This is a genomic window from Amaricoccus tamworthensis (genome assembly GCF_049800875.1).
GTDB lineage: Bacteria > Pseudomonadota > Alphaproteobacteria > Rhodobacterales > Rhodobacteraceae > Amaricoccus > Amaricoccus tamworthensis.
Genome location: NZ_JBNAFV010000003.1, coordinates 80,881 through 106,337 on the forward strand (window position 1 = coordinate 80,881; position 25,457 = coordinate 106,337).

At 61.7% G+C, this 25,457-nt stretch carries 22 protein-coding genes and 1 other RNA gene; 16 read left to right on the plus strand and 7 right to left on the minus strand.

Annotated elements, in window-relative coordinates; genetic code table 11:
- The first annotated feature begins 10 nt into the window (after positions 1-10).
- The 9 genes from ACP15P_RS07655 to ACP15P_RS07695 all read left to right on the plus strand — a co-directional run bounded on the left by ACP15P_RS07655 (position 11) and on the right by ACP15P_RS07695 (position 10,404).
- Positions 11-1,105 carry an ABC transporter ATP-binding protein gene (locus ACP15P_RS07655; RefSeq protein ID WP_424927875.1) on the plus strand — a complete coding sequence of 365 codons (1,095 nt, stop codon included), beginning with the start codon at positions 11-13 and terminating at the stop codon, positions 1,103-1,105.
- Between the two features lie 98 nt (positions 1,106-1,203).
- Positions 1,204-2,274, plus strand: coding sequence for an ABC transporter substrate-binding protein (locus ACP15P_RS07660; RefSeq protein ID WP_424927876.1), 1,071 nt, complete (start codon positions 1,204-1,206; stop codon positions 2,272-2,274).
- A 77-nt stretch (positions 2,275-2,351) separates the two neighbouring features.
- A complete protein-coding gene (locus ACP15P_RS07665; protein ID WP_424928127.1) occupies positions 2,352-3,617 on the plus strand; it encodes an ABC transporter permease in 1,266 nt (421 codons plus the stop codon).
- A 6-nt stretch (positions 3,618-3,623) separates the two neighbouring features.
- A complete protein-coding gene (locus ACP15P_RS07670) occupies positions 3,624-4,535 on the plus strand; it encodes an ABC transporter permease (protein WP_424927877.1) in 912 nt (303 codons plus the stop codon).
- Positions 4,532-5,209 carry a paraquat-inducible protein A gene (locus ACP15P_RS07675; protein ID WP_424927878.1) on the plus strand — a complete coding sequence of 226 codons (678 nt, stop codon included), beginning with the start codon at positions 4,532-4,534 and terminating at the stop codon, positions 5,207-5,209. Before ACP15P_RS07670 ends, ACP15P_RS07675 begins: the two co-directional genes overlap by 4 nt.
- A complete protein-coding gene (locus ACP15P_RS07680; RefSeq protein ID WP_424927879.1) occupies positions 5,176-5,820 on the plus strand; it encodes a paraquat-inducible protein A in 645 nt (214 codons plus the stop codon). Before ACP15P_RS07675 ends, ACP15P_RS07680 begins: the two co-directional genes overlap by 34 nt.
- Positions 5,813-8,251, plus strand: coding sequence for a PqiB family protein (locus tag ACP15P_RS07685; protein WP_424927880.1), 2,439 nt, complete (start codon positions 5,813-5,815; stop codon positions 8,249-8,251). The genes ACP15P_RS07680 and ACP15P_RS07685 overlap by 8 nt, the downstream gene beginning before the upstream one ends.
- Positions 8,252-8,253: 2 nt before the next feature.
- Positions 8,254-8,838 (plus strand): PqiC family protein, encoded by a 585-nt coding sequence (locus tag ACP15P_RS07690; RefSeq protein WP_424927881.1) that lies wholly within the window; start codon positions 8,254-8,256, stop codon positions 8,836-8,838.
- Between the two features lie 78 nt (positions 8,839-8,916).
- Positions 8,917-10,404, plus strand: a complete 1,488-nt coding sequence (locus ACP15P_RS07695) for a CAP domain-containing protein (protein WP_424927882.1) — start codon at positions 8,917-8,919, stop codon at positions 10,402-10,404.
- Here ACP15P_RS07695 and recR read toward each other — a convergent pair.
- From recR to ACP15P_RS07710, 3 genes are read right to left on the minus strand one after another with little or no spacing between them, the layout of a single operon-like run.
- Positions 10,401-11,009 (minus strand): recombination mediator RecR, encoded by a 609-nt coding sequence (gene recR, locus ACP15P_RS07700; RefSeq protein ID WP_424927883.1) that lies wholly within the window; start codon positions 11,007-11,009, stop codon positions 10,401-10,403. The genes ACP15P_RS07695 and recR overlap by 4 nt on opposite strands.
- 19 nt (positions 11,010-11,028) lie before the next feature.
- A complete protein-coding gene (locus ACP15P_RS07705) occupies positions 11,029-11,373 on the minus strand; it encodes a YbaB/EbfC family nucleoid-associated protein (RefSeq protein ID WP_424927884.1) in 345 nt (114 codons plus the stop codon).
- 3 nt (positions 11,374-11,376) lie between these two features.
- Positions 11,377-13,179, minus strand: a complete 1,803-nt coding sequence (locus ACP15P_RS07710) for a DNA polymerase III subunit gamma/tau (protein ID WP_424927885.1) — start codon at positions 13,177-13,179, stop codon at positions 11,377-11,379.
- A 237-nt stretch (positions 13,180-13,416) separates the two neighbouring features.
- On the opposite strand from ACP15P_RS07710, the gene ACP15P_RS07715 reads away from it, so the two are divergent.
- A complete protein-coding gene (locus tag ACP15P_RS07715; protein ID WP_424927886.1) occupies positions 13,417-14,928 on the plus strand; it encodes an ankyrin repeat domain-containing protein in 1,512 nt (503 codons plus the stop codon).
- A gap of 22 nt (positions 14,929-14,950) precedes the next feature.
- Here the strand turns inward: ACP15P_RS07715 and rsgA are convergent, their stop codons facing one another.
- Positions 14,951-16,003, minus strand: coding sequence for a ribosome small subunit-dependent GTPase A (rsgA, locus tag ACP15P_RS07720; RefSeq protein ID WP_424927887.1), 1,053 nt, complete (start codon positions 16,001-16,003; stop codon positions 14,951-14,953).
- Between the two features lie 197 nt (positions 16,004-16,200).
- An RNA gene (gene ffs / locus ACP15P_RS07725) (signal recognition particle sRNA small type) lies at positions 16,201-16,297 on the minus strand.
- Between the two features lie 121 nt (positions 16,298-16,418).
- Between ffs and nudC the strand changes: the two genes are divergently transcribed.
- Complete coding sequence (nudC, locus tag ACP15P_RS07730) at positions 16,419-17,384, plus strand: NAD(+) diphosphatase (protein ID WP_424927888.1); 966 nt, start codon at positions 16,419-16,421, stop codon at positions 17,382-17,384.
- Positions 17,385-17,402: 18 nt separating this feature from the next.
- Here nudC and ACP15P_RS07735 read toward each other — a convergent pair whose 3' ends face one another.
- Both ACP15P_RS07735 and ACP15P_RS07740 read right to left on the minus strand, forming a co-directional pair.
- Positions 17,403-17,828, minus strand: coding sequence for a DUF4399 domain-containing protein (locus ACP15P_RS07735; protein WP_424927889.1), 426 nt, complete (start codon positions 17,826-17,828; stop codon positions 17,403-17,405).
- Between the two features lie 71 nt (positions 17,829-17,899).
- A complete protein-coding gene (locus tag ACP15P_RS07740) occupies positions 17,900-18,760 on the minus strand; it encodes a prephenate dehydratase (protein WP_424927890.1) in 861 nt (286 codons plus the stop codon).
- A 337-nt stretch (positions 18,761-19,097) separates the two neighbouring features.
- On the opposite strand from ACP15P_RS07740, the gene ACP15P_RS07745 reads away from it, so the two are divergent.
- From ACP15P_RS07745 to ACP15P_RS07765, 5 genes are all read left to right on the plus strand, one after another.
- Positions 19,098-19,592 (plus strand): c-type cytochrome, encoded by a 495-nt coding sequence (locus ACP15P_RS07745; RefSeq protein ID WP_424927891.1) that lies wholly within the window; start codon positions 19,098-19,100, stop codon positions 19,590-19,592.
- 141 nt (positions 19,593-19,733) lie between these two features.
- Positions 19,734-21,641 carry an extracellular solute-binding protein gene (locus tag ACP15P_RS07750; protein ID WP_424927892.1) on the plus strand — a complete coding sequence of 636 codons (1,908 nt, stop codon included), beginning with the start codon at positions 19,734-19,736 and terminating at the stop codon, positions 21,639-21,641.
- Position 21,642: 1 nt separating this feature from the next.
- Positions 21,643-22,728: a microcin C ABC transporter permease YejB gene (locus ACP15P_RS07755; protein WP_424927893.1), complete on the plus strand. Its 1,086-nt coding sequence runs from the start codon at positions 21,643-21,645 to the stop codon at positions 22,726-22,728.
- On the plus strand, positions 22,728-23,840 hold the full coding sequence (locus tag ACP15P_RS07760; RefSeq protein WP_424927894.1) for an ABC transporter permease: 1,113 nt from the start codon (positions 22,728-22,730) through the stop codon (positions 23,838-23,840). Before ACP15P_RS07755 ends, ACP15P_RS07760 begins: the two co-directional genes overlap by 1 nt.
- Entirely contained in the window at positions 23,837-25,456 is a 1,620-nt protein-coding gene (locus tag ACP15P_RS07765; RefSeq protein ID WP_424927895.1) for an ABC transporter ATP-binding protein, read from the plus strand. Before ACP15P_RS07760 ends, ACP15P_RS07765 begins: the two co-directional genes overlap by 4 nt.
- Position 25,457: the final 1 nt, after the last annotated feature.

Here is a 25,457-nt window from a genome sequence, read left to right on the forward strand (position 1 = left end):
GGGAATCAGCATGACAGCCAACAGTGGCAACGACGCCTTTGTGGTATTTGATCATGTTCAGAAGAGCTACGACGGTGAAACCCTCGTCGTAAAGGACCTTAATCTCCAGATCGGAAAAGGTGAGTTTTTGACCATGCTGGGCCCGTCGGGCTCGGGAAAAACGACCTGTCTGATGATGCTTGCGGGGTTTGAGACCGCGACGCATGGCGAGATCCTTCTGAACGGACGGCCCATAAACAACATTCCACCGCATCAGCGCGGTATCGGCATGGTGTTCCAGAGCTACGCCCTCTTTCCTCACATGACGGTTGAGGAAAACCTCGCCTTCCCCCTCGAGGTGCGCGGAATGAGTGCCGCGACACGCGAGGAAAAGGTCAAACGGGCTCTTGAGATGGTTCAGATGGGTGAGTTCGGCTCCCGCCGTCCGGCCCAGATGTCGGGCGGGCAGCAGCAGCGCATCGCCCTGGCCCGCGCCCTGGTGTTCGAGCCGGATCTCGTTCTGATGGATGAGCCGCTTGGCGCGCTCGATAAACAGCTTCGCGAGCATATGCAGTATGAGATCAAGCATCTGCACGAGCGGCTTGGCATCACCGTTGTCTACGTGACCCACGACCAGTCCGAGGCCCTTACCATGTCGGACCGAGTGGCGGTGTTTAATGACGGGATCATCAAACAGCTTGCCACGCCGCAGGACCTCTATGAGCGCCCCGACAACAGCTTCGTGGCGCAGTTTATCGGTGAAAACAACAAACTGCCCGCCAAGGTGGAATCGCGCGAGGGCGATATCGTCACTGTTGCCCTGCCGTCGGGCAAAGCCTGCCAGGCGCTTGCCGTCAACTGCGGCGGCACGGGATCTGACACGCTTCTGTCCATCCGGCCTGAGCGGGTGAGAATCGGCGCGGCCGAGGACGTAAATTCGACCGAGGGCAAAGTCCTCGAACTGATTTACCTCGGCGACCACATCCGGTGTCGGCTGAATGTGCACGGGAACGAGGAATTCGTGGTAAAGGTGCCTAACTCCTCCGACGCGGGCCAGCTTTCGGTGGGGGAAACCACCCGCGTCACGTGGGCGCCCGAGGATGCCCGCGCGCTGGACATGCTGTAAATCTGGACCTGAATAGTCCCGACCGGAGTTTGGCGGGCCACCGGCCGCCACTCCAGAACAACCAAACTGAATAACCAACTGCGGAGATGATACCAAAAATGTTGAAATCCACCCTCCTACTGACGACCGCCCTGACCGGTCTTGCCATGGCGGCAAAGGCTGACATCACGGTCATGTCCTGGGGCGGCTCTTATGCCGTTTCGCAGGTAGAGGCCTACCACAAGCCGTTCACTGCGGAGACCGGCATCGGCGTAAACTCCGTGGATGCGGACAACCCGGCAACCCCGATCAAGGCGCAGGTTGAGGCTGGCAACGTGACCATCGACGTGGCTGACGTTGAGTATTCCGACGCGATCCGTCTGTGTGACGAGGGCCTTCTGGAGGAACTTGACACCTCGATGCTGCCCCCCGCCCCGGATGGAACCCCGGCCGAGGAAGACTTTATTGAGGGTGCGCTGACCGACTGTGCGGTGGCAAACATCGTCTGGTCCACCATCTATGCCTACAACACCGAGAACGTCGACGGCACGCCGACCACCATGGCGGATTTCTTCGACCTTGAGGCATTCCCGGGCAAGCGCGGCCTGCGCAAGACGGCGAAAGCCAACCTCGAAATGGCGCTGATCGCGGATGGCGTTCCCGCTGAGGAGGTTTATGACCTGCTCGAAACCGATGAGGGAGTGGACCGCGCGTTCGCCAAGCTCGAAACCATCAAGGACGACGTGGTCTGGTGGGAAGCCGGCGCGCAGCCGCCGCAGCTTCTGGCCGATGGTGAGGTCGTGATGTCCACCGCCTATAACGGCCGTATCTTCAATGCCGCCGTTGCCGAGGATCAGCCGCTTGAGGTTGTCTGGGACGGTCAGATCCTCGATTTCGACCTCTTTGTGATCCCGAAAGGTGCACCGAACCTTGAGGAAGCGAAACAGTTCATCGCCTTTGCGACCGACACCGAGCGGCTTGCCGCACAGGCCAGCTGGATCTCCTACGGTCCCGCGCGTCTGTCCTCCGGCCCGCTCGTTGGTCTCTATTCCGACGGCGAGACCGAAATGGCGCCGCACATGCCCACGGCTGAAGCCAATCTGAGCAATGCCCTGGTCAACGATTTCGAGTTCTGGGCTGACCGTGACACCGATCTGAACGAGCGTTTCAACGCCTGGCTCGCCAACTGATCACCTGACTGCCATGTGGAGCCCGGCCGGGCTCCACATATCGCCCGACCGAGCGGAGAGAGATACGGATGGCAAACCTGGCGGACGCGCGGGGCAACGGCCCGGCACCCACACTGACCACCGCGGATGGCAAGCCGCTCCGCGAGGCGCTGGCAAAAGCGGAACGGCACGCACGCAACCGCGCGTTTTTCCTCGTACTTCCCCTGCTCCTCTTCATTCTCATCACTTTCGTGGCCCCCATCGCGCAGATGCTGCACCGGTCGGTCCACAACCCCGCTTTTTCCGACAACATGCCCAATCTTGTGGCTTGGTTTGAGGAAAACCCCGAAGGCACCAGCCCTGATGAGGGCGGGTGGGATGCCCTGGCGCAGGACCTGATCCTCGCCCGAGAGAACAAGACCGCCGGCCTCGTCGGCACCCGCGTCAACTATGAACTCTCCGGCACGCGGTCGCTGTTTACCAAAGGCGCACGCAATGCCCGCAAGCTTGAACCGCCCTACAGGGAAGCCATTCTCGACCTCGACGAGGACTGGGCCGACCCGGCTCTGTGGCAGGTCATGCGCGGCGCGTCGTCGGCCTACACGTTCAATTTCTACTACGCGGCCGTGGACAAGACCCTCGATCAGGACGGCAATATTGTTGATGTGGACGAAAACCGGAAGGTTTACGTCAAACTCTTCACCCGCACGCTGATCCTGTCGCTGCTGATCACCTTCCTGACATTCATTCTGGCCTATCCGATCGCGCATCTACTCGCGACCCTGCCGCTGCGGTATTCCAACCTGCTGATGATCTTCGTGCTGCTGCCCTTCTGGACATCACTCCTTGTCCGTACCACCGCCTGGATCGTGCTGCTGCAAAGCCAGGGTGTGGTGAACGACTCGCTCGTCGCGACGGGCATTATTGATGACGAGAGCCGCATCCAGATGATCTACAACCAGACGGGTACGATCATTGCCATGACGCATATCCTCCTGCCCTTCATGGTGCTGCCGCTTTATTCGGTAATGCGGCCAATCAACCCGTCCTATGTCCGCGCGGCCCGTTCGCTGGGCGCCACAAGCTGGACCGCGTTCCGGCGGATCTATTTCCCGCAGACGATCCCAGGCATTGGTGCGGGCGCCCTGCTGGTCTTCATTCTGGCGGTTGGGTACTACATCACGCCCGCACTTGTTGGCGGCTCGGACGGTCAGCTGATCTCGAACCTGATCGCGTTCCACATGACCAATTCGCTCAACTGGTCCATGGCCGCGGCGCTTGCGACCATTCTGCTGACCGGCATTCTGTTGCTTTACTGGCTCTATGATCGGCTGGTAGGTATCGATAATCTGAAACTGGGGTGAACCGACATGGCTCTACCATCACATGCATCCACCCTGGAGAAGGTCTGGCACTACGCCTATCTGGTGATCTGCGGCCTGATCTTCCTGTTTCTGATTGCCCCGATCCTGATCGTCATACCGCTCAGCTTTAACGCCGAGCCCTATTTCACCTTCACGGAGAAAATGCTGGCGCTGGACCCCACCGGGTATTCGGCGCGCTGGTATGACCTTCTCCTGACCTTTGGCATGGAGAACCCCGATGGGCCGCGCACCGGCAGCTGGTGGGCGGATGTCTGGAGCAACGCGCACTGGGTCAATGCCGCGAAGAACTCGATCATTATCGGCTTTTTCTCCACGATCCTCGCCACCTGTCTCGGCACCATCGCGGCACTTGGTCTGTCGCGTCCGGAAATGCCGTATCGCCGGGCGATCATGGCGGTTCTGATCTCACCCATGATCGTGCCGATCATCATCACCGCTACCGGCCTGTTTTTCTTCTATTCGATGACCGGCCTGGCCAATTCCTATTTCGGGATCATCCTGGCCCACGCGACACTCGGCATTCCCTTTGTCATAATTACGGTGACCGCCACGCTGGTTGGGTTTGACCACTCCCTCACCCGGGCCGCCGCCAGTCTGGGCGCGACACCGACCCGGACCTTTTTCCGTGTGATCATGCCGTTGATCCTGCCCGGCGTGATCTCCGGGGCGCTTTTTGCGTTCGTGACATCCTTTGATGAGGTGGTCGTCGTGCTCTTCGTGGCGGCCCATGACCAGCAGACCATTCCGCGCCAGATGTGGAACGGCATCCGCGAGCAGATCAGCCCGGCCATTCTGTCCGTGGCGACAATCCTCGTGATCATTTCGATCCTGCTCCTTACGACAGTGGAACTGCTGCGCCGCCGGTCGGAGAAACTGCGGGGCGTAAGCCCGGGATGACCGCGATCACGGCAGGCCCCGTGGTCGAGGGGTCCATCCCGCATGATCACGACGTAAACGAGGACGGCGAACTGATCGCCTGCGTGGTCTGTGACGCCCTACATACCGTGCCGACCATTCCACCGAAGGCGGCCCTGCGATGCGTCAGGTGCGGCAACGTCCTGCTGCGCTCCCCGGGCCCGGCGCTCGACCGCATTCTTGCCAGCGCCTTCACCACCGTGATCCTCGTTGTATCCGCGCTGTTTTTCCCGTTCCTTCAGATTTCGGCCAGCGGCTTCACCAGCGCCACGACCCTTGTCGAGACGGCTTTCGCCTTCAAGGGAGGGCTGACAACGCCGCTTACGTTCGTTCTGATTTTCACCATCATCGTCCTGCCGATCATCCGGGCACTGGCCCTGACCTGGGCGGTCATGCCGATCCGCCTGAACCTGCGCCCCCTTCCCCAGACCAAGGCCGCGTTCCGGCTCGCCAACCTGCTCCGGCCTTGGTCTATGATCGAAGTGTTTATCGTTGGCGTCGTTGTTGCCCTTGTCAAAATCGGTGGAATGGCCAAGGTGGGTCTGGGTTTGGCATTCTGGGAACTGCTGCTGATCCTGATAATCGTGATCCTTGAGGCCACCAGCCTCTGTGAAAAGACCATATGGCGCATTCTGGAACGGAAAAGCAGGTACTGACAGCCCGCGATGCGGGCCTGCTGGGCTGTGGCACCTGCGGGCGCGTTTCACCAAAAGGCACCACGGTCTGCCCGCGTTGCGAGACGCCGCTCCATTCCCGCAGACCCGGAAGCATCGAGAAGGTCTGGGCCTGGTGGTTGGCAGGCATTTTCGCATATATCCCGGCCAATTTATACCCGATGCTCCGCACAAGCTTTCTCGGACGGGAGCAGGATTCCACCATTGTCGGCGGCGTTATTGACCTGATCCATCACGGCTCCTTTCTGATCGCGGCCATAGTTTTTTTTGCCAGTGTAATCATCCCGGTGAGCAAATTTTTTGCCGTCGGCTACCTCGCCTGGACGGTAAAGGGTCGCGCCCATATCAGTGAGCACCAGCGCACTGTTCTCTACGAGGTTGTGGAGTTCGTGGGACGCTGGTCGATGATCGACGTCTTTGTGGTGGCGGTCCTGGCCGCGCTGGTCAATCTGGGCTTTGTTGTGAACTTCAAACCCGGGATCGCGGCGTTCTTTTTTGCGCTTTCAGTTGCCTTTACAATGATATCCGCGCTATCGCTGGACCCCAGACTTATCTGGGACAACAGCACAGGAGATGGTGCGTCTGATGAATGACACCACCCCCTCGGAACCGGTTATCGAAGCACCCAAACGCCGGTGGCTGCCAAAGTTTTCCCTGACCTGGGTCATCCCTCTCGCCGCTCTGGCGCTTTCCCTGTCCGTTGGTTGGCGCACCTATAACGAACGCGGGCCGCTCATCACCATCCTGTTCGAGAGCGCATCGGGCATCAAACCGCTCGAAACCGAACTGCGGTTTCGCGACATGACCGTGGGCACCGTTGAGACGGTGGAGTTTACCGACGACCTGTCCGAGGTTGCCGTGGGTGTGCGCCTCGACAAGGAGGTTGCGGAGTTTGTCGATGACGGGGCCGAGTTCTGGCTTGTCAGCGCGCGGGTCGGTCCGGCCGGGATTTCCGGCCTCGAAACCGTTCTGAGCGGTGCCTATATAGAAGCGTCCTGGGACCACATCAAAGGCCCGCGGCAAAGTGCCTTCACCGCTTTGGAAAAACCAAAACTGACCGCGGTCGATGAGGTTGGAACGCCGATCACGATCAGGGCGCCCGATGGCGGCTCGATCGCCGTGGGCGCGCCGGTGCTCTTCAAACAGATCCCCGTGGGACGCATCGAAAGCGTGGAACTCGACGAGAGTGGCGATGTGATCATCTCCGCTTTCGTCGATGCGCCGCATGATCTTCGCCTGACCAGCTACTCCCGGTTCTGGAACGCCTCCGGATTTTCCATTGAGCTTGGAGCAACCGGGGCTTCGTTCAACGTCGAAAGCCTCGCGGCGCTCGTTCAGGGGGGCGTGTCCTTTGACACGTTGACCTCCGGCGGTGAACTGATCGAACCCAATCACGAATTCTCCCTCTACCAGTCCGAGCGCGAGGCCCGCACCAGTGTGGTCAGCGAAGTTGAACAGGACGATCCCGTCCGCCTGACGGCGGTGTTTGATGGCTCCCTCGCGGGGCTCGAGGCCGGTGCGGCGGTGAAATTCCGCGGGCTCCGCGTGGGTGAGGTCACTGGGTTGAATGCGAGGGTCACGGAGACTGAGGAAGGCCCCAGCGTCGTTCTCGAAACCGCGTTCTACATCCTGCCCTCTCGCATTGGTTTCATCGACGAGGAAGGCTCCTATGAGCAAACCCTCGACCTCCTCGAAAGCGCCGTCAGCCGCGGCCTGCGCGCGCGGCTCGCCGGGTCGGGTCTCCTGAGCCAGAAGCTGGAGATCGAACTCATTGAGGCCACGGACGCCCCCGAGGCGGAGTTTGACCGGACCAGCGAGCCCTGGCCCACCGTGCCGACGGTCGAGACAGAAACCGCCGACATTGTGACATCCGCCGAAGGCATCATGACGCGCGTGTCCAACCTCCCGGTTGAGGAGATCATGGCGTCGGTGGCCACGCTGCTGAACAACGTAAACACACTGATTGAGAGCGACGAGATCCAGTCCGCCCCGGAAAACATAGGGCTTATGATTGCCGATCTGCGCGAGATCACCAGCGGCGACGACCTGCAGAACGCTCCTGCGGATGTGGCGGCCATTCTGGCCTCCGTGCGTGAAATCGTCGACCAGGTCGCGGAGCAGGAACTGGCTGGCAAACTTGCCGTCGCCGTTGAGAACGCCAGCGCCGCCATCAGCCAGTTCGATCAGACGATGGAGCAAAACCTGCCCGGTCTCATGAGCGAGATCGAGGGTCTGACTAGTCGGGTCGCCGACCTGCCGCTTGAGGACCTGGTGGCATCGGCCACGGACCTTGTGGGTAGCGTTGACGCCGTGGTGCGCAGTGATGACGTGGCCAACTTGCCGATTGAGGTTACGGCCGCGGTCTCGGAAGTTCGGATGATTCTTGAGGAAATCCGCACCGGTGGCGCGCTCGACAACGCCAATGCCACGCTTCTTTCCGTGCGCACCCTCACCGAAGAAATCGCCGCCGCGCGGATCACGGAGTCGCTGGATCGCATCGTGGTGGAGACGGAAAACACGCTCGCCAACATCTCCGTGGCGTCCAATGACATGCCCGAGCTGGTGAACTCGCTCACAGATCTGTCCCGGAGGGCGTCAGAACTGCCGCTGGATGAACTCGTTGCCTCGACCACGGCGCTGATCGAAACCTTCGACGCGCTGGTGGGCAGCGAGGAGTTTGCCATGCTGCCGAGCAGTCTGGCGGGCGCGTTGACGGAGCTTCGCGCGGTGATGGCCGATCTGCGGGAGGGCGGCGCGGTTGAAAATCTCAACACAACACTCGCCTCAGCCGACGAGGCCGCAGCGGCGATCACGCAGGCCGCCAACGATCTCCCGGCTCTTGTGGCCAGTTTCAACCAGGTGGCGCGCCGAGCGGATGCCGCACTTGCCACGCTCGGTCCAGATTCAGAGATCAACCGCGAAACCCTGATCCTGCTGCGTGAGGTGCGCGACGCCGCGCGGTCGGTCAACAATCTTGCGGTCGCACTGGAACGCCGGCCCAATTCGGTCCTGTTCGGGAGGTAGAGATGCGCAAATTCATGAAACTTGCGGGAGTGCCGTTGCTGGCCCTCGTGGCAGCCTGCAGCAGCCCGGAATACTATCTCCTGCCCCCTCCAACCGAAGCGCCGACCAAACTCGCCTCGCCCGTGCGCACGATCAGCGTCTCGGAAATCAGCCTGCCAAGCTATGCCGAAGCCATCGAAATGGCGGTCGTCACCGACCAGGGTGCGGTCGAGCTTGACAGTTCAGCAAGCTGGGCTGACACCCCCCGCCGTGGCCTGACGAGGCATCTGGTGGCGGCGCTCGGCACCCGCCTCACCGCCCAGGTCGGCGCGGAACCCTGGCCGGGCCTGGACCGTCCAGGGCTTCAGGTGTCAGTGCTGACCGACCGTCTGATTGGAAATGAGTCGGGAAGTCTCGAGTTCTCCGGCCAGTACATCGTGACCGACCCGGACTCCGGGCGCATTTTTGCGTCCGAGCGGTTCGACATTCGCACGGCCGTGCCGGTATCGGGATTTGAGGGGATCGCGGCCGCCCATGCCCGCGCGGTTGAACTTCTCGCGGACGACATCGCGGCCCGGATCAGCGGCACCCCGCGCCCCGCGACCTAAAGTTTCACATCCGTTGGCAATCGGTTAAGCCCAACCATTTAGCATTGCGCCCCGTCGGAATGCAGGGGACGAATTGCCATGCAAACAGTCTGGAGACGCGCACCGTTGGGCGCAGGCCTGGTTACTGGCCTGAAGCTGATGTTTTCGGGCGTGCCCGCTCACGCGGATTTTCAGACTGATTTTCTGGCCGCCGCGAACGAATATCGCGCGACCGGCACCACGTGCCCTGGCGTCACCGGGACCGGCGCGCCGCTGGAGCCAAACATCCTGCTGAACGCCGCCGCAACATTGTTCGCGGAGGCTCTGGCGGAAGAAAAAACCACACCGGATGACGCCCTGCGTTTCACCCGGGAGACCGGCTACGTACACTGGCGCGTGACCGGCGGAATGGTGCAGACGCGGCTGCGCGAACCCACCGGGTCTTTCGTCGCCCGGGCCCATGTCGGGGACGAGACCAGCTGCCGAAACCTGCTTGCAACCGACCTGTCAGAGATCGGCGTCGCGACCTTCAGAGGGGCGGACGCGACCACGTTTGTGTTCATCGCGGCCAGACCGTTTCGCCGTGACAGGCTGGAGGCATATCGGCAGGAATTTGTGGATCACATCAACGCAATGCGCGAGGCGGGTGCGACCTGTTTCGGCGTCGCCATGCCCCCGCAACCGCCGATCCTCCTGAGCCCCGACCTGAACAAAGCCGCGCAGGCACACAGCGATGACATGGCAAGGACGGAAAGCATCCCTCCCGATCTCCCTAGCGTGCAGGACGGGCTTAACACCAAGCAAAGGTTCGAGGCCACCGGGTGCGAAGGACAGCACCTGTCTGAAACCGTCATGCCCAACGCAACCGATCCCGAAAGGACGCTGCTCTCAATGACCGGTCCCTATGGCATCGCGACGCCGGAACAGTGCCACGCCATCATGGCAACCGCACCGCATCTGGGCATCGGCCTCGCCCAGCCAGCGGAACGCGCGGCATCAGAGGCCGGACGCGGACCATGGCTCACAATCACCACCGCGGAACTGGATGAGCGATGCGCCGCAAGAGCCGAAGCTGCCGTTACACCCGAAATAGCGACGGTGGAGTTCGACCCTGGCACAGACTACCGGATCACCAATGCCGGGCTGAAAGCGCCCTTCGTCCTCAGTGCGCAATCGACGAAACGCGAAGTCACGGGAGGCAAACAGAACGCGGCGTTTCTAGACACGCCCTCGCTCGACCGCGCCCAGAGATGGCGGCTCTCCGCAACAAGTGAGAGCGAAGGCTCCAAGGCCCCAGCCTACACCATGACCTCCGGCTACCGGGGCAAAGGCCTGAACCTGACCGCTACGACCGGCGAGAATCCATTTTCTCTGACGAAAGCAGCGGACCAGGACGCCAGTGAATTTGCACGAGCCTCCCAGCACTGGTCCTTCGACCCGGTGGCTGGCATGCCCGACACTTACATGATCACGAATTCCGGCAGGAAAGGCATATACCTCGCGGCCACCCCGGACGGTCACCTGACATTTACGGAAACGGGTTTCGGAAATGTGCTGGCCTACTGGCGCGTGGTCTCCGACAGCTAGAGAACGGTCTTGCGCGCGATCAGGGCCGCGCCGATCGTGCCGTCATCGAGGTAATCCAGCTCACCACCAATCGGCACGCCCTGGGCGAGGGACGTGACGCGAACACCCAGCGGACCAAGCTGGTCAGAGATGTAATGCGCTGTCGTCTGCCCGTCGATTGTCGCGTTGAGCGCGAGGATGACCTCCTGCGTCTGCTCCGCCACGACCCGTTCCGCAAGATCGGGGATGCGCAGGGTTTCCGGGCCAATGCCGTCCAGCGCGGACATCACCCCGCCCAGCACGTGATAGCGCCCCCGATAGGCGCCGCCCCGCTCCATCGCCCACAGATCCGCGACGCTTTCCACAACGCAAATTTCGCCATTGGCCCGCGCCGGATCGAGACAGATCGAACACGTGCCGGAGGTGGAAATGTTGCCGCAGGTGTCGCATTCACGGACCGTCTGCGCAACCTCAACGAGCGCCTTGCTCAAGGGATCCATCAGCGCGGACCGCTTGCGGATCATGGTCAGAACGGCCCGCCGGGCCGAGCGTGGCCCAAGCCCAGGCAGCCGGGCCATAAGCCCGATCAGCCGCTCCACCGGAGCGTCATCATCGTGTCCGTTCATTCGGGTCCGGCCGTTCGGATCAGAACGGCAGCTTCATGCCCGCGGGCAGATCCAGTCCCTCGGCAACTTTGCCCATCTCTTCCTGAGCCGCGGCGGACGCCCGGGCCTGGGCATCCTTAATGCCGGCCACGATCAAGTCCTCAACGACCTCGCGCTGCTCCGGATCGAAAAGGGACGGATCGATGCTCAGACCGCGCACCTCACCCTTGGCGGAGGCCGTGACCTTGACAAGGCCCGCACCGCTTTCGCCAACGACCTCAATGCTGTCGAGGCCGCTCTGGACCTCTTCCATGCGGGTCTGCATTTCCTTTGCCTGCTTCATGAGCTTGCCCATGTCGCCAAGTCCGCCCAAACCTTTCAGCATGGTTCAGTCCTCCTCAGAGAAGGGATCAAACGGATCCCAGTCATCGTCATCATCCACATCAATACTGTCATCGGCCGCAGCCCCTGGCGCATTGCCGGCATCCGCGACCCCGTCAGCGCCATGCGCGCGTATAGCGCTGATCGACGCCCCTGGAAAGGCCTCGAGCACCGCACTCACCAGAGGGTGAGACCGGACCTGCGACATCAGGTTCGCCTCGTCGCTTTCGCGCCGTTCCCGGATGCTCGGGGCACCGCCCTGCCCAACCACCGAAACAACCCAGCGCACGCCCGTCCACTGGGACATTTTCTGGCCGATCCGCGCGGCAAGATCCGGCGCGGCCCCATCGGCAGGTTCAAACTCAATACGCCCCGGCGAATAGGAGACGAGCTTCACCCCGTCCTCAATCTGCACCAGAAGCTGCATGTCCCGGTTGGCCCGCACGAGTGCGACAACGTCCTCAAACTCTGCGAACCGGGCCAGAGCCTCGACAGTTTGCGTCTGTGCGGCCTGGGTCGGCGCCGGTTGTGGCTGCTGCACGGGGCGGGCCTGCACCGCAGCACCGGCTGTGGCACCATTGCCGGAAGGACCATCAGTCACACGCCCGCCACCGCCGCCCGGTCCGCCGCCACCCGGCACGGGATCACGGCTCAGCCTACGGATCAGGGCCTCGGGGCTGGGCAGTTCGGCCACATGCGTAAGCCGGATGATCGCCATTTCCGCCGCCATCATGGCATTGGGCGCCGCCGTCACCTCATCCATTGCCTTGAGCAGCATCTGCCACATGCGGGTGAGTTTCGGAATCGTCAACTTCTCTGCAAACTGCAGCCCCCGCGCCCGTTCATCGGGTCCAATGGTCGGATCTTCCGCCGCCTCGGGTGTGATGAGAATCATTGAGACCCAGTGCGTCACCTCCGAGAGATCGCGCAACACTGCCAGGGGGTCGGCCCCGGAGGCATACTGGCTGCCAAGCTCATCCAGGGCAGCCTTCACGTCGCCCGTCATCACATGCTCGAACAGATCGAGAATGCGCCCCCGGTCGGCGAGCCCCATCATGGCGCGCACCTGATCGACACCGGTCTCGCCGCCACCGTGGGCAATCGCCTGGTCAAGCAGGCTCGTCGCGTCACGGGCGGAACCCTCAGCCGCGCGCACGATCAGTTCCAGGGCCTCTCGGGTGATGTTGGCTTTTTCCGATGTGGCGATCTTCTCGAGAAGACCGATCATCTGATCCGGCTCAATCCGGCGCAGGTCAAACCTTTGACAACGGGACAGGACGGTCACCGGCACCTTACGGATTTCGGTGGTCGCGAAGATAAACTTCACATGCGCCGGCGGCTCCTCAAGTGTTTTGAGGAGCGCGTTGAAGGCCGAGGTGCTGAGCATGTGCACCTCGTCGATGATGTAGACCTTGTAACGCGCGGACGTTGCCGAATAGGCAACGGAATCAATGATCTCGCGAATATCACCCACGCCGGTACGGCTGGCCGCGTCCATCTCCAGAACGTCCACATGACGCCCTTCGGAAATTGCCACGCAGGCCTCGCACTCCCCGCAGGGTGTAATCGTCGGCCCTCCATTGCCGTCCTTGCCGGTACAGTTCAGTCCCTTCGCGACAATCCGCGCCGTTGTGGTTTTACCCACGCCGCGCACGCCGGTGAGCACGAAGGCATGCGCAATCCGGTCGGCCTCAAACGCATTGCGCAGCGTACGAACCATCGCCTCCTGTCCGATCAGATCGGCGAAGGTTTCCGGCCGGTATTTGCGGGCCAAAACGCGATAGGCGGTTTCGGTGGATGTATCTGTCAAGGCGGTATGGCGATCCTGATTCAGTCGGGGGCACTCTAGGCTCCGGCGACCCTGGCGGCAAGAGACGCTTCCCCCGCGTCTTGCGCGAAGCCCCTGGTCGATCTAACATGTCCGTGCCTTGCGGGAAGGCACCCTGATCCGCGGAAAGTGCCAGGCACATCCCCACATGAACGGAATGCCATACTGGTTTTTCCTGTGCCCGAGCTGGCGGATCCCGGGCCCTGTCAGGAGAAAACCATGTCAGATCCCATCGAAAACCTGCGCCGCCAGGCCAAACGGCTCCGCAAGTCCTGGGAGAACAGCGACCCTGAGGCCATTGCCCGGCTTGAGGCCGTTCTTTCACCAGCCAAACGTGAAAACCCGCAGCACGCGGAGTTTCTGCATGTCATCGCCCGCGAACGGAATTTCACCAGCTGGCCGGCGCTCAAGGCGGCCGCGGAAACCGAGGGACTCGACAGGGCGGAGAAGCAGCAGCGGCTGAAAATCGCGCTGTTCCATGGCCAAAACCACGTGGTTCGTGCCCTTCTCGACCAGACCCCGGATCTCGCGCGCGGCATTCTGGGCCTCGAAATTGCCCTCTACGACCTGCCGACCGTCGAGGCGGCCATCGCCAATGACCCGGCATGCGCGACCCGCAAACTCGGCCCGCGCACTCCCATCCTGCATCTCTGTTTCTCGCGCTACATCCACATCGCACCGGAAAAGAAACGGGACATGCTCCGGATTGCCGAACTGCTGGTGGCAAACGGCGCAGACGTAAATGACGGGTTCGAGCAGGAGCCCGGGTCGGGATATCTCCTGCCCGCGCTATACGGGGCGCTGGGACACGCCAACAACCTGGCACTGGCCGAATGGCTGCTGGACCACGGCGCGAGCCCGAATGATGAGGAATCGCTCTATCACTCCACCGAACTCGGTCATCACGATGGCCTGCGACTTCTGCTGAAGCATGGCGCAGCCACCAAGGGCACCAACGCGCTAATCCGAATGCTCGATTTCGACGATCTCGAGGGCGCACGCATTCTGCTCGAACATGGCGCCGACCCGAACGAGGTCGCGCACGAGCACTCAAGTGGCGAGCCCATCCCCATCATTCCGTCGCTCCACCAGGCCGCACGCCGTGGTCGTGACGGTCGCTTCGCGGACCTGCTTCTCGACTTCGGCGCTGATGCCACGGTTGAGTGGCAGGCATACACCCCCTGGGCCGTGGCACGGATCTATGGCAACGCCGCTTTTGCCGACGCCCTGACCGCCCGCGGATACGAGTCTGACCTCAGCGCGGAGGACCAGGTTCTGGCCGACTGCGCCGCGCTGGTCAAAACCGGGGAACGTGTTGAGTTTTCGTCCCTGCCGAAGGAATCGCGGCTGCTTCTGACCCGGATCGCTTCCATGCCCGGACGGGTCGATCACGCAAAGGCACTTATCGCGGCCGGTTTCGACCCCGATTATCCCGACGAGATGGGCCTGCCGCCCCTGCATCTGGCCGGATGGGCGGGCCGGTCCGACATGCTGCGCTATCTGCTCACGCTGGGACCGGACCTCAGCCACAAAAACGGCTATGGCGGAAATGCTTTGGAAACCGTGGTCCACGGCTCGGAGAACGCTCCGCGCGATGCCGAAACGGACCACGCGGAGTGCATTCGCCTGTTGATCGGGGCCGGCGCGCAGCCGACCCCGCTGCTTATTGAAAACGCGGGAGATCCGGAAATATCCGAACTTCTGCGTCAGCTGGCCTCCGAGACGGCGTGAAACCGGCTTGGGCGGGCGCGGTCTACCGCCCGCCTTTTCGGCTTCGCGACTCCATTTTTGCCTCCCGATAGATCCGGCCAAGCTGACGGGAGTGCCGCCGCTTCTCCGCGATGGACGCCGAGTTGCGGTTGTCCTCCGCCTTCAGCTTGCGCCAGCGCTCCAGCCGGTCCGGGTCCAGTTCGCCCGCGTCAATCGCCGCCTGCACCGCGCAGCCGGGTTCGACGCTATGGGCGCAGTCACCGAATCGGCACGACGCGCCCAACTCCTCGATATCCCCGAACACGGCCGCGACACCCTCCTCGACGTCCAGAAGCCGCACGGCCCGCATTCCCGGCATGTCGATCAGCCAGCCACCCGCGTCCATCTTCTGCATCAGACGCACGGTCGTGGTGTGACGCCCCCGCGCGTCGTCTTCCCGAATGCCCTGCGTTTCCTGGTTTCCACCGGTCAGGGCGTTCGACAGGGTCGATTTCCCCACACCCGACGACCCGGCGAAGGCAACCGTCTGGCCCCGGCCGCACCAGGGTATCAACCGCTCCACCGCTGACGGATCGCGGGCGTTTACGACCTCGCTGATCAGATCGGGCGAAAGCCCCCGCAAACGGTCCCGGTACGCATCCGAATCGTCGCACATGTCGGCTTTGGTCAGCACCACCACGGGCTGCACATGGGCCTGCATTGCCAGAGCCATGTACCGCTCCAGACGGGCAATATTAAAATCGGCGTTGCACGACGAGACGATGAACAGCGTATCCACATTGGCCGCGATCAACTGCGCATCCCGTGCCGTTCCCGCACCACGCCTCTGAAGCAGCGTCTGCCGCTCGAGCAGACGCTCAAGCCGCAGGGGATCCCGGTTCAGGAGAACCCAGTCTCCAACGGCGAGCCGATCGCTGGACAGGTCTGGTCCGGTATCCACGCGCCGCTCGCCGCCCGCGCTGATTACATCAACGCTGCTGCGGTGGACGGAAATGATCCGGGCGGGATCGAGGGATTCGATTTCATCAATGTCGAGTTGCGACTGATAGGAGGGCGACCATCCGAGGTCGCGAAGTATGTCTGACTGAAGTGTCATTGTTCTGCCATCACTGTTCCCGACAGCACGGGAACGAAACAGGGAAACCGGATTGCGGCCAAACGCGCGCAAAACGGCGGATATGGATGGACTTTTCGGAATTCACGGGAGCGCACTCCCGTTAAGGGGATCTACCGGCCCATCCTGGGGGCGACGAACACATTCATAAAAAACGCCTCCAGTTGCCGGTTTCGATCAGTGAGAGGTTGAACAACGACCCAAGCGGGGCTCGTTACGGCTGCTTCCTTCCGGACCTGACCGGGTTGGCGAGGCGCCTGCCCGCGCCAACCTCTCAACGTGGTGTATATGCACTGGCTAACGGCTTTTCAAGTCCCCGCATCACACCGTCAGGCCGCCTTGCCCGCGCCATCGGGATTGGGCTATGCGGGATCTTCCAACAGCCTGGGAGCCGGAAATGAAAAATGCGGAAGCGGTAACATTTGCCGGCGGCACACTCGATCGCGCGGCTTGGTTCCGGTCCAGTCGTGAGAAACTGCGTGAACTGTGGGAGCGCACCGATGCCCGCTGCCTGGCGCTCTGGCAAAGCCAGGTACTGCTCGACGTGTCCGGCGATTGGAGCCTCGGCTGGCTTCCAACCGGCAACACCGTTTTCGAAGGCAGGCTTTCCGATGCGATTTTTCTGGGCCTTGAGGACGGCGCGCCGCGCTTTGCGCTGAAAATCCCCGATTGGGACGGCGCGCAAACCTCCGATGCCCCGCCGCCCTTTCTCGACGCGTCGCGGCACGTCCATCCGGAGCTTGGGAACGGCTACGAATTCCGCGAGCTGCGGGCGATCATGGCGGATATTTCGCCCCGCGATGCCGGTAATGCGGCGGCCGCACGGGGCATCTACGCCTGGCACGAAAAGCACATGTTCTGCGCCAATTGCGGTGCGGCCTCAGACATGGACGACGCGGGCTGGCGCCGCACCTGCCCGTCCTGTTCCGCGCAGCACTTCCCCCGGACCGATCCGGTAGTCATCATGCTGATCCTGCATGGAAACTCGGTTCTTATGGGTCGGTCGCCGCATTGGCCGGAAGGCATGTATTCCCTGCTTGCGGGCTTCATGGAGCCTGGCGAATCCATTGAGGCCGCCGTGCGCCGTGAGGTCTGGGAGGAGGCCGGCGTTCCGGTGGGCGAGGTCGGCTACCTCGCCAGTCAGCCCTGGCCCTTCCCATCCAGCCTGATGATCGGCTGCCAGGGTGAGGCTCTTTCGACCGACATCACCCTTGATCCGGTCGAGCTTGAGGACGCAATCTGGGTCAGCCGCGAAAAAATGCTCGCGGCCATCGACGGGCGCGTTCCGGGTCTGAAACCGGCCCGCAAAGGCTCAATCGCGCGTTTTCTGATAGAGAGATGGCTGGGCGACGCGCTCGACTGAACGGCCGCCCGCTTTCGGTCACTCAACCGTAATATTCACGACATCCGACATGACGGGGTTGTCATGAGGCACGTGGTTCATATCACCGAGCAGCAGCTGCAACGTGTGCTCACCGGGTTCCAGTTCAATTTCCACCTCGGTCTGCCCGCCACCAAAATGCCGCACATTGTCATCCGCCGGCAGTGTCTCGGTAAAGTCGAGGTCGTCAGGCGAAATGTCGATCAGCAGATGATGATGCCCGGTATTTTCAGCATCGGTTCCCGCGGGAGCCACACCCATGCCCGAGAGCCCAAAAACCACTTTAAACGGATTGGACACCGTCTCGCCGTCAGTCGGTGAAATGATATACGCTTTCGCATTCGCGGGCGCGGAAGACTGCTGGGCATGGGCCAAACCGCCTCCTGCAAACACCAGAGCGGATGCGACGATAGCTGTAAGTTTCAAGGTATTCCCTCCCCACTGTTCCGTCCGGCACGTGCCGGACACAGCCAATGGTAGATCAATACCGCGGAACTTCAATACTTTAGCGACGGCATGTCGGACCGGCGGAACTGGTCCACCGGATACACGCCCAGGATCTGAAGTTTCGTGGTGAAGAACTCAAGTTCCTCCAGCGCATTCGCCACGCTGCGGTCGTCCGGGTGTCCCTCAATGTCCGCATAGAACTGCGTCGCCGTGAAATGGCCGTCGACCATGTAGCTTTCCAGCTTGATCATGTTGACGCCATTTGTCGCGAACCCGCCCATCGCCTTGTAGAGAGCGGCGGGCAGGTTGCGCACACGGAACACGAATGTCGTCAGCACATCCCCCTGCGGCGCACGTTTCGGCTCCGGCGACATGACAAGGAAACGCGTGGTGTTGTGCGACTGGTCCTCGATATGGCGGGCCAGCACCTCCAGACCGTAGATCTCGGCCGACAGCTCCGACGCCAGCGCCGCCGTCGCGGGATTGCCCGCCTCCGCCACGGCCATTGCCGCGCCGGCCGTATCGGCGGCGGTCTCCTGGGCGATTCCGTTTTCCTTGAGGAACGACCGGCACTGCCCGAGAAGGACGGTGTGGCTCATGGCGGTTTTGATGTCGGACAGGCCCGCGCCGGGAACGGCAAGCAGGTTGATATGCACCCGCACGAACTGCTCGCCAATGATGTGAAGCCCGGAATCGGGCAACAGCGAGTGAATATCCGCTACCCGGCCATAGGTGGAGTTCTCCACCGGCAGCATGGCCAGATCCGCCCTCCCCTCGTGAACCGCGGCGATTGCGCCCTCAAAGGAATGACACGCCACCGCTTCCCAGTCCGGAAAACCTTCCCGGCATGCCTGATGGGAATAGGAGCCCGGAACTCCCTGATAGGATATGCGGCCGGTTGACGTGGTCATTTTGTGTCGTCCCTTACTGTCAGGCCTGTGGCTCTACAGCGTTTCGGCGTCGTCCGGAATCACAATTATCCGTCTTGCGCTCTGTCCAACGGCAAATTGCGACAGTTTTCCAGTTCCGAAACCGGAAACGCCCCAGGACGCGCGCCCACGAAATCAACTCGACTGAATTCATGTCGAAATAAGCCCATTCCGGCGGGAGCTTCACTTTCTCTGGATTTTTCCGACACATGGCCCCGGCGAATGCGTTCAGCGGCTTGCACCGGGTATCCGTTTGCGGATAGAAGGACCGGGACAGGAACGATGGCCGCCGGCCCGGTAACAGAGGTGTGTCTTACCCATGAACACGATGGAAATCAACAAACTGGTGGCGGGCGTCTGTGGCAGCCTTCTTGCTTTCCTGCTCATCTCCATGCTGGCCCATTCCATCTACGACACCCATTCCGATGAGGTCGCCTACTCCATCGAGGTTGAGGAAACCGGTGGTGAAGAAGCCGTAGAGGAAGAGGTCGATATCGCAGCCGTCATGGCCGAAGCCGACGCCGCATCCGGCGAAAAGGTCTTCCGCAAATGCGCAGCCTGCCACAAGCTTGACGGCTCCGACGGCGTTGGTCCGCACCTCAATGGTGTCGTGAACCGCGAAATCGCTTCGGTCGGCGGCTTCAACTACTCCGGCGCACTGACATCGCTTGAGGGCAACTGGGACGCGGAACAGCTCTACGGCTTCCTCGAGGACCCGAAAGGCTATGCACCCGGCACGGCCATGGCATTCGCCGGCCTGAAAAAGTCCAGCGACCGTGCCGACGTAATCGCCTACCTCGAATCCAATCCCTGATATATGCCGATCCGGGCGTGATCACGAACGTTCACGCCCGCCTCACGATTTGATGCATCCTGCACGTGCAATTGAAGCTTGCCGCTCGCTCAATCCTAACTAAACTCGGCTGAACGAAATCCGCTGAATTTAGGAGCAAAGATGCACCTGGACCAAGGCTTACGGGCCCCGACCACCTCCCCCGGAAAATCGCTCCGCTCCCTCAGCCTCTCAGCGGCCGTGGCGTTTGGCGTCGGTCTGTTGACGCTGGGCGGGATTGCCAGTGCCGAGGAGGTAACCACATCACACGGGTACTCCACCTTCGGGGAACTGAAATACGGTCCGGATTTCGAGCATTTCGACTACGTCAACCCGGACGCGCCAAAGGGCGGCATCCACCACACCTGGGACCTGGGCAGCTTTGATTCCCTGACGCCCTACACCGAGAAGGGCAACTACCCGACCGGCGCCTGGGCCGTCTTCGAGGGCCTGATGACCGGCACTCTCGACAGCCTCGATGAACTCTACGGCCTGATCGCTGAGAGCATCACCTACCCCGAGGACAGACAGTGGGTCAGCTTCAAGATGCGGCCCGAAGCCACCTTTGCCGATGGCACCCCCATCACGGCCGATGACGTTGTCTTCACCGTCGACGCCATGCAGAACCGGGGCCAGCTGCGCTACCGCGTCTATTTCGGCGAAATCGAAAAGGTCGAGGCGCTTGGCCCGCATGAGGTGAAATTCACCTTTGCCGAAGGAGCGGCGGTGCGCGACCTGATACCGCTGGTGGCCGGAATGGGCATCTTCTCCGAGAAATACTTCGAGGATCGCGACTTCTCCGAAAGCTCAATGGACCCGCCACTGGGTTCCGGTCCCTACCAGGTCGACAGTGTCGCGGCCGGCCGCTACGTGGTGTACAAACGAAATGAGGATTATTGGGGCAAGGACCTGCCGGTGAATGTCGGACGGCACAATTTCGACCGTTTCCGCATCGACTACTATTCCGACCAGGCTGCCGCGTTTGAGGCATTCAAGGCGGGTGAATACACCTTCCGCGGCGAGGTAAACGCCGACCGCTGGATCACCCAATACAACTTCCCGGCCGTTCGCAACGGTGATGCGGTCCAGGCGGAAATTCCCGCCCGCACGGCCCCGAACGCCGGTGGCATGTTCTTCAACCTGCGCCGCGACACCTTCGCCGACCCGCGTGTGCGGGAGGCCATCATTACCATGTTCAACTTCGAATGGATCAACGAGACCATGTTCCACGGAGTTGAAACACGGGCTTCAAGCTTCTGGGAACGCACGGACATGCGCGCTGAGGGCGTGCCCTCGCCGGAAGAACGAGCCGTTCTGGAGCCGCTGCTTGATGAACTGCCCGACGGGATCGGCGACATCCTCAACGATCCGGTTGTCGAGCCCTACAAGGGCCGGAACGGTAATCTGCGCGACCGTGGCCGCCAGCGTCAGGCACTGCGCCTGCTCACCGAGGCCGGATACACCCAGGAGAACGGCCAGCTTATCGGCCCGGACGGCAACCAGCTGAAGTTTGAAATGATGTTCGGCAGCCCCGACGCCGAACAGTACCTTTCGCCCTTCGCCCAGCAGCTTCAGGGTATCGGCATTGACGCCTCCCTGACCCTGGTGGACAGCGCCCAGTGGCGCGAACGGGCTGAGACCTACGATTTCGACGCCATGCACGTCTTCATCCCCGTGAGCGACACTCCGGGCAATGAGCTGCGCGACACGTTCGGTACCGCGAACGCCAATGTGGGCGGTTCGCTCAACGTACCCGGTGTTGCCAGCCCAGGTATCGACAAACTGATCGCCCAGATCGAAAAGGCGGATACCCGTGAGGAACTGACGATCAAGGTCCGCGCTCTTGACCGCGTCCTGCGGGCCATGCATCTGCGCATCCCCTACTGGGTCCGTCCCAGTTCCTGGATTGCCTATTACGACTATTACCAGCAGCCCGACACGCTGCCCGAGTATGGCGCGGGCGTGGGCTCGATCTGGTGGGCAGATGAGGCGCGCTACGAGGAACTGAAGTCCGAGGGAGCGATCCGCTAGCATGGGAGCCTACATCCTTCGCAGGCTGCTCCTGATCATACCCACCCTGTTCGGCATTCTGCTGGTGAACTTCGTGCTGGTCCAGTTCATGCCGGGCGGACCGGTGGAACAGGTGCTGGCCCAGCTTCAGCAGGAAACCGGAACCCTCGACCGCATCACCGGTGGTGGCGGCGGCACCACCGCGGCCGCTGAGGCGGGCTCCGGCGACTATCAGGGCGCGAAGGGTCTGCCGCCCGATTTCATCGAGGATCTGGAGCGCCAGTTCGGGTTCGACAAACCTCCGGCGGAACGCTTTTTCCTGATGCTGAAAAACTACCTGATGTTCGATTTCGGGGAGAGTTATTTCCGGTCGATCTCCGTAGTGGACCTCGTCATTGAAAAAATGCCGGTCTCCATCTCACTCGGCCTTTGGTCAACGCTGATCGCCTATGCGGTCTCCATCCCGCTCGGCATCCGCAAGGCCATCATGGACGGCACCCGGTTCGACACCTGGACCAGCGGTCTGATCATTGTGGCCTATGCCATTCCGGGCTTTCTCTTCGCCATTCTGCTGCTCGTTCTCTTCGCGGGTGGCTCGTATTTCCGCATCTTCCCCCTGCGCGGTCTGACATCTGAGAACTTTTCGGACATGACGCTGATACAGCAGATCGGGGACTATTTCTGGCACATCACCCTGCCGGTTCTGGCCTCGACCATCAGTGCCTTTGCGACCCTGACACTGCTGACGAAAAACTCGTTCCTCGATGAGATCAAGAAACAGTACGTTATGACCGCCCGCGCCAAGGGTCTGAAGGAAAGCCGGGTACTCTATGGCCATGTTTTCCGCAACGCGATGCTGATCATCATCGCGGGCTTCCCCGCCCTGTTCATTTCCGTCTTCTTCGGCGGCAGCCTGATCATCGAGACGATTTTCTCCCTCGACGGTCTTGGGCGGCTTGGCTACGAGAGCGCGATCCAGCGGGATTATCCGGTGGTATTCGGCATTCTCTACGTCTTCGGCCTCATGGGGCTGATTGTCGGGATCATTTCCGACCTGATGTATGTCTGGGTCGACCCACGCATTGACTTCGAGAGCAGGGAAACCTGATGAAACTCAACGCGCTACAGCAAAGGCGTCTGGCCACGTTCCGGGCCAACCGGCGGGCAACCTGGTCGCTGCGGATTTTCCTCGCCCTGTTCGTCGTCACCCTGTTTGCCGAGTTCGTCGCCAACGACAAACCGCTGCTCGTGAAATTTCAGGACAGCTATTTCGTCCCGGTGCTGAACTTCTACTCCGAGGCGGATTTCGGCGGTGAGTTTCAGACCGAGGCCGAATACCACTCCCCGGAGGTCCCCTGCCTGATCAAAAGCGGCGGCATGGAGGTCTGTCTCGATTACCCGGAGGAAATCCTGGAGGAGATTGAGACCAGCGGGACCGTTGATGGTGTGGCGGTGGAGCAGCCCGGCTGGGTGATCTGGCCCCTTGTGCCCTACAGCTACAACACCATCAATTACGACGTGACCAGCGCCCCCTCCCCGCCAGACCGTCATCACTGGCTCGGAACCGATGACCAGACCCGGGACGTGGTGGCCCGCGTGATTTATGGCTTCCGCATATCGGTGCTGTTTGCGCTCGTCGTGACCCTGATCTCCAGCATTGTGGGCATCATAGCCGGTGCCACCCAGGGCTATTTTGGCGGGTGGGTTGATCTGTTCTTCCAGCGGATCGTGGAGATTTGGAGCAACATGCCCAGTCTCTATATCCTGATCATTCTAAGCGCGATTTTCACCATGAGTTTCTCGCTCCTGACCTTTCTGATCGCCCTGTTCAGCTGGACGGCACTCGTGGGCGTGGTCCGTGCGGAATTCCTGCGCGCCCGTAATTTCGAGTATGTTCGCGCCGCCCGCGCGCTTGGGGTAAGTGACGTGGTCATCATGTACCGCCACCTTCTGCCCAACGCGATGGTCGCGACCCTGACCCTGCTGCCTTTTCTGATCACCGGCGCGATCAGCACGCTGGCCTCGCTCGACTATCTAGGTCTCGGCCTGCCGCCCTCCTATCCCTCGCTCGGGGAACTGGCACTTCAGGGCAAAAACCGGCTGAACGCGCCATGGCTGGGCTTCACCGCCTTTTTCACCTTCGCGATCATGCTGTCGCTGCTGGTGTTTATCTTTGAGGGTGTCCGCGACGCGTTCGACCCCAGAAAGACATTCCGATGAACGCGCCCGCCGAAAAGCCCGAACCGGCCAGGCCGATCCTCAAGGTTGACGATCTGAACGTCAAATTCGTTCAGGGCGGCAATGTCACCCATGCGGTCCGGGACGTGAGCTTCGAGCTCTATCCCGGCGAAACCCTCGCCATCGTGGGCGAGAGCGGTTCGGGCAAATCCGTCACGGCCATGTCCACCGTGCGTCTGCTCGGTGACAATGCCGATGTCAGCGGCAGCATCCACTACCGCGACACCGACATGGCCAACGCCAATGAGCGCACCCTGCGCGGCGTTCGCGGCAACGACATCAGCTTCATCTTTCAGGAGCCGATGACGAGCCTCAACCCGCTCCACACCATCTCCCGCCAGCTTGAGGAGAGCCTTGCCCTCCACCAGGGCCTGGCCGGGGAAGCGGCCCGGGCACGGATCCTTGAGCTTCTGAACGAGGTCGGCATACGTGACCCGGAATCCCGCCTCAACGCCTACCCGCACCAGCTGTCCGGCGGACAGCGGCAGCGTGTGATGATCGCCATGGCACTGGCCAACGGCCCGGACATTCTCATCGCGGACGAACCGACCACGGCCCTCGACGTGACCATCGAGGTCCAGATCCTCAAACTCCTGGCCGAGATCCAGAAACAGAAGAGCATGGGCATGCTCTTCATCACCCATGACCTCGGTATCGTGCGCCGCATCTCCGACCGGGTGGCGGTAATGAAGGACGGCGCAATCGTGGAAACTGGTCCCACGGCCGATATCTTCGACAACCCGCAGCACGACTACACCAAGATGCTGCTCGCCGCCGAACCAACCGGCACGCCCGACCCCGTCCCGGACAACGCGGAAACCATTGTCGCGACCGACAGCCTCAAGGTCTGGTTCCCCATCAAAACCGGTTTCCTGCGCCGCGTGACCGGCCACGTCAAAGCCGTGAACAGCGCGGACGTGTCGGTGCGGGCGGGCGAAACCCTTGGCATCGTGGGCGAAAGCGGTTCGGGGAAAACCACGCTTGCGCTCGCGATCATGCGTCTGATCTCGTCGGACGGCCCGATCAGCTTCATTGGGCAGGATATTCAGGGCTGGAAACACCGCGAGCTGCGCAGCGTCCGCAAGGACATGCAGATGGTCTTCCAGGACCCCTTCGGCTCTCTCTCACCGCGCATGACGATTGAGCAGATCGTGGCGGAGGGCCTGTGGGTGCATGGAGGGACCGGCAACACCCGCGACCGTGTGGCCGACATTCTGCGCGAGGTCGGCCTCAACCCTGACATGATGGACCGGTATCCGCACGAGTTTTCAGGTGGCCAGCGCCAGCGCATCGCCGTGGCCCGCGCCATGATCCTGCAGCCCAAACTCGTGCTGCTCGATGAGCCAACCTCGGCGCTCGACATGACGGTTCAGGTTCAGATCGTCGACCTGCTGCGAAACCTGCAGAAGAAATACGGCCTCGCCTATATCTTCATCAGCCACGACCTGCGCGTGGTGCGCGCCCTGTCCCACAAGGTCATGGTCATGCAGCAGGGCGACGTGGTGGAAGCCGGTGATGCGGCCTCGGTCTTTGACAGCCCCGAGACGGAATACACCCGCACCCTGATGGCTGCGGCCTTTGGCACGGACCTGATCTAGG